The sequence below is a fragment of the Cesiribacter sp. SM1 genome, from assembly GCF_020178975.1.
In the GTDB taxonomy this organism is placed as follows: Bacteria; Bacteroidota; Bacteroidia; order Cytophagales; family Cyclobacteriaceae; genus Cesiribacter.
This window is the reverse complement of record NZ_JAHXBU010000056.1, coordinates 1-4084: the sequence shown is the minus strand read 5'-3', so window position 1 is coordinate 4084 and position 4084 is coordinate 1. Positions and strand designations below refer to the sequence as shown.

Sequence of the window (4084 nt, the reverse complement as noted above, 5' to 3'; positions counted from 1 at the left end):
GGCCTTGAATCTGCTAAAAACAAAGGCGGCCCCATAGTTCACCCGGGCTCTTTTTCTCTCTCCTAAAATAGGACTTTCCCTATAATATTCTCAAGCACTAATCTAAAGGGCGGCCCCGTGACTTCTTGGCCCATAGAAACCGAATCTATTCCAAGACCTCCCCGGGTAAGCACATATTCCTTCCTCCGATTCCTGCGGCATCTACTAAAAAGAGATTGTTGGTCAGGGGCTTTGCAATCATGTGCTTACTTACCCTCTCTTTCTAGCCTCCGTATGCCGTTTCTGTTCGTCAGTACCGGATTTTGCCGGTTGGCTTTCTTCAGTGTATAGGTCACCCCAAGCCACCTTGCCACTTGCTAACAGGCTTCGCCGGGGCGGCCCTCCGTAACTCGCCTGTAAGGGATTTGCACCCTCTGGAATAATTTGATACCTTAGGTATCAGATGCGCATACCGGGCGCACACAACAGAATAAAGCAAATGCCCCAAGAGCTTTCAGCCATTGACAATGCAGGAAGCAATTTTTGCGTACATTCGGCAAAGGGCAGTGAAGGGCATCTGCTTTATTCAATGGACGTTAGCGGCAAGCACAGAAAACCCAATAGAAAATGTTAATTCATGTTTAAATGAAAATACACACCACAAATTATCGGGATACTTTTATAGAAATTGCAGAGGATTGTCCAGCAAGCAAAGGAGAAAGTCCACCAGTTAAAGGGGATGCGAAAACTGTTGCCAGCCTTCAATTTGATCTGGTAAAACAGAACCCATATAAATTTACATCTGACGATGTGTTCTTTCAAGTCTATGCTGTCCGTAACGACCTTACTGAAAATGAATACAAAGAAGCTAGAGTACAATTTTTCTCAAAAGGACAGCCATGTTTTAGAGCCTCGCCTCTGACTAAACGCTATGGTTGGGGCGTACACAGTGATAAAGACGGAAGAATTGCTATCTATGGTTGTGAATCAGCTGAATACAAGAATTTTGTAGCTGATAAGAATCTTAAAGTCATTAAAGCAATGAAATCTAGTAAATAATAAGCTATGCCTATCTCAATAACAGATATTAATTGGTTTGCAGTTGGTGTTGCAACAGTTGCCTATTGTGCTTTTAGTGGCATGTGGCACAGGCAATTTGTTTTTGGTAAAAAATGGGAAGAATCAATGGGCTTTATTAGACCCATTGACTGGAAAGAAACAACTATATACTTTGTTGTACCTTTTTTTTCCTGCCTAATCACTACAATAGTAATGTCTATTTTGGTAAATCTTGTAGGGGTGGCCTCATTTAGGGATGCACTAACACTTGGGTTAATTGCAGGAATCGGTATTGCAACCACTGTTACATTTACAAATGCAGTTATTCCAACTATGAAGAAACCCTTGATGTTTGGAGCAATAACTGGGACAGCCCATGCAATCGGAGTGACATTAGTCACAATATTAATTTACATTATCGCCAAATAAAGAATAAAGCCAGCCGCTAACAACAGTAGCTGTTGCACAACTCACTGAAAGGTAGGCTGATCGTTGATTTTTCTAACACCAGCTACTTCTAAATTTTCCAGTCAGATCAATTTTCACCAGAAACAGCCAAAAAAGAGTATTTATAGCCCCCACTGGGGCTATCAGCACTGCTGTTTTTCTTCTGCTCTGGCAGAAGTTGATCCATTTCTTGAGGTTATAGGCAGCAGCTGCCATGAGCATCTTTTTATCAGCTGAAAGGATGCCCCTGGTGTTGATTTTAGACAGGCCCATGTAGTTGATCAGAGTGCCGAATACTGGTTCCACCGTTGAGGATCGTTTTTTCTTCATCCACCTGGCTCTTCTGGAATCCAGCCTTTCTATAGCTCTTTCATATTCTTCTCTGTAGTAGGTGATGTCTATTTTCTTTTCCTTCTGCTTTTTGCCCAGGCAGCTTTCTTTCAAGGGGCAGCCTTTGCAGTCACTTCTGGTGGTGAAGTACTGGCGCTGCAGACTGTCTTGAGCCGAGCGTTTGATCTTTCTAAAGGTGGCTTTCTTGCCCTGGGGGCAGATCCAGGCTACGTGCCCCGCACATCCTCTCCTTTGTTGTAGGTGAACCCTTCAGGACTTCCTTTGTAGGTGCCATGTACAGGAATATAGGCCTGGATGTTTAGCTTCTCCAAAAGGGCATAGTTTTCGCCAGAGCAGTAGGCTCCATCAGTTCTTTTGGTTGTAGTTGTTCTTTCTGGAGTTCTGTGCCCGCAGCTTGGTGCCGTCTATGGCCACATACTTGCCCCTTAGCAGATGAACTTCCTTTAGGAAAGCAACAAAGCTTCTAAACACCTGCTTTAGCTGCTGGGGGTGATCTTTCCTAAAGTCAGCAATGGTATGGTAGGCCGGCATCAGTCCCTGCAGGAGCCACTGTACTTCCAGATTCCTTCTGCACTCTGTCTCCAGCTTTCTGGAGGAGCGGATTCTGTTGTAGTAGCCATAGAGGTAGAGCTTCAAAAGATGAGCGGGATCAAAAGAAGGTCTGCCCGTTGCCTTAGGCTCGACTCTCTTAAAACCCATCTCCAAAAGGGGCAGTGCATCTACAAAAGCATCTATAACCCTTACTGGATTATCTGCTCCAATGGATGCCTCCAGACTCGTAGAAAAAGTCTGATATCGATCTTTTCCCTTCAGATGGTGCATCGCTTAATTTAGCTAAACCTGTTGTTATTCTCTAGAGTTTTCTACACTTTTAACCACGGAGCTTTCCGCACAGACTGACGTTGGCAACAATTTGACAGTTCATCTTTTAAAAACAACAATTCAGAGTTTAATTTTTTTACCAAAAGGTTTTTACATTCACTTTTGCTGAGTAATAATTAATTAAAAAGAATGCAAAACAAAATTTTGAAATGGATTGTGAAGACATTTTTGATAAGTGTCGTAATTTATACACTAATAAGTTTGACTCTTATTTACTGGCCTATTGAACTTGAAAAAAATATAAAGAATTATGATTACAGTTCTGTAAAAAAACACACAGAAGTAACTTTAGGAACTGAACAATGGCTAAAAATGAGAGATGATCATGAGATTTTTAGTAGAATTTATAAAAGTCAGAGCAAAGATGTTATGATATTGATTCATGGCTCTGGATCAGAAAGTAGATATTTATCAGAAATGGCAAATGAAATGGCCAGTAAAAATATTGCTACTGTAATAACTCCCGATGTAAGAGGACATGGAAGGAATAAAGGTAAGCGAGGTGATATTGATTTTATTGGGCAACTTGAAAACGATATCGAAGATTTAATTCAATTTAGCAAGAAAAATCTTAATGCAAATAAAATCATTTTGGTTGGGCATTCATCGGGTGGTGGATTTGTTCTGAGGTATATTGGAAACCCAGATAATAGTAAAGTTGATAAAGCAATATTAATGGCACCTTATTTAGGGTACAAAGCTCCAACAGTAAAACCAAGTAGCGGTGGATGGGTGAAAGTAGCCTTGAAAAGAATAATAGGGATTTCAATGCTCAATAACATAGGAATAAAAACCTTAAATAATTTACCTGTTTTGTTTTTTAATCGTCCTGAAAACATTAAAGACAGTCTGCAAGTTGATTCGTATTCTTATAATATGACCATGAATTTTGATTCAAAAAACTATCAACAAGAGATAAAAAATATAGATATACCTTGTCTGGTTTTTGTTGGAAAAGAAGACGAAAGTTTTTATCCTGAACAATTTCCAATCGTATTTGAACCTTCTAAAAAATTCACCGAAGTAAAAATTATGGAAAATGTAAAACATTTAGATATTGTAAAGAACAGTAAAACGCTCAGGTTAATTGAAGGGTGGTACAAAAAGAATTAAAACTGTTGCCAACAATGTATAACCGCAATTACGGCGGGTTCGACTACGTCCGAATCCACTCGGTATTGCTAAAGCTTGTACCAAATCGAAAATAATCGCTAATTTAACCCGTAACTGACGGTTATACTAGTGCTCTTCCAAAATAATTAATAGAACTAAAGTAGTAGCTTTTTCATTTCCAATAAAAAGGAGGTAAGATGGGTAAGCTATTAAAGAAGCTAGAGATAAACAGAGAGGATGAGTTAGTATTACA

At 39.8% G+C, this 4084-nt stretch carries 5 protein-coding genes; 3 read left to right on the top strand and 2 right to left on the bottom strand.

All coding sequences use genetic code 11. The features are described from left to right. Positions 1-624 precede the first annotated feature (624 nt). Positions 625-1038 (top strand): DUF6157 family protein, encoded by a 414-nt coding sequence (locus tag KWJ01_RS13090; RefSeq protein WP_224996910.1) that lies wholly within the window; start codon positions 625-627, stop codon positions 1036-1038. A 6-nt stretch (positions 1039-1044) separates the two neighbouring features. After that, positions 1045-1467: a DUF1761 domain-containing protein gene (locus tag KWJ01_RS13085; RefSeq protein ID WP_224996909.1), complete on the top strand. Its 423-nt coding sequence runs from the start codon at positions 1045-1047 to the stop codon at positions 1465-1467. Positions 1468-1539: 72 nt separating this feature from the next. Here the strand turns inward: KWJ01_RS13085 and KWJ01_RS13080 are convergent, their stop codons facing one another. Next, positions 1540-1977: a transposase gene (locus KWJ01_RS13080; protein WP_255651083.1), complete on the bottom strand. Its 438-nt coding sequence runs from the start codon at positions 1975-1977 to the stop codon at positions 1540-1542. Positions 1978-2181: 204 nt separating this feature from the next. Further along, positions 2182-2658 (bottom strand): transposase, encoded by a 477-nt coding sequence (locus tag KWJ01_RS13075; protein ID WP_224996907.1) that lies wholly within the window; start codon positions 2656-2658, stop codon positions 2182-2184. A gap of 189 nt (positions 2659-2847) precedes the next feature. Here KWJ01_RS13075 and KWJ01_RS13070 point away from each other — a divergent pair, with 189 nt between their 5' ends. After that, positions 2848-3831, top strand: a complete 984-nt coding sequence (locus tag KWJ01_RS13070) for an alpha/beta hydrolase (protein WP_224996905.1) — start codon at positions 2848-2850, stop codon at positions 3829-3831. Positions 3832-4084 lie beyond the last annotated feature (253 nt).

Coding starts and splice junctions, on each gene's coding strand:
- KWJ01_RS13090 (WP_224996910.1), top strand. CDS start 625: ATGAAAATACACACCACAAATTATCGGGATACTTTTATAGAAATTGCA.
- KWJ01_RS13085 (WP_224996909.1), top strand. CDS start 1,045: ATGCCTATCTCAATAACAGATATTAATTGGTTTGCAGTTGGTGTTGCA.
- KWJ01_RS13070 (WP_224996905.1), top strand. CDS start 2,848: ATGCAAAACAAAATTTTGAAATGGATTGTGAAGACATTTTTGATAAGT.
- KWJ01_RS13075 (WP_224996907.1), bottom strand. CDS start 2,658: ATGCACCATCTGAAGGGAAAAGATCGATATCAGACTTTTTCTACGAGT.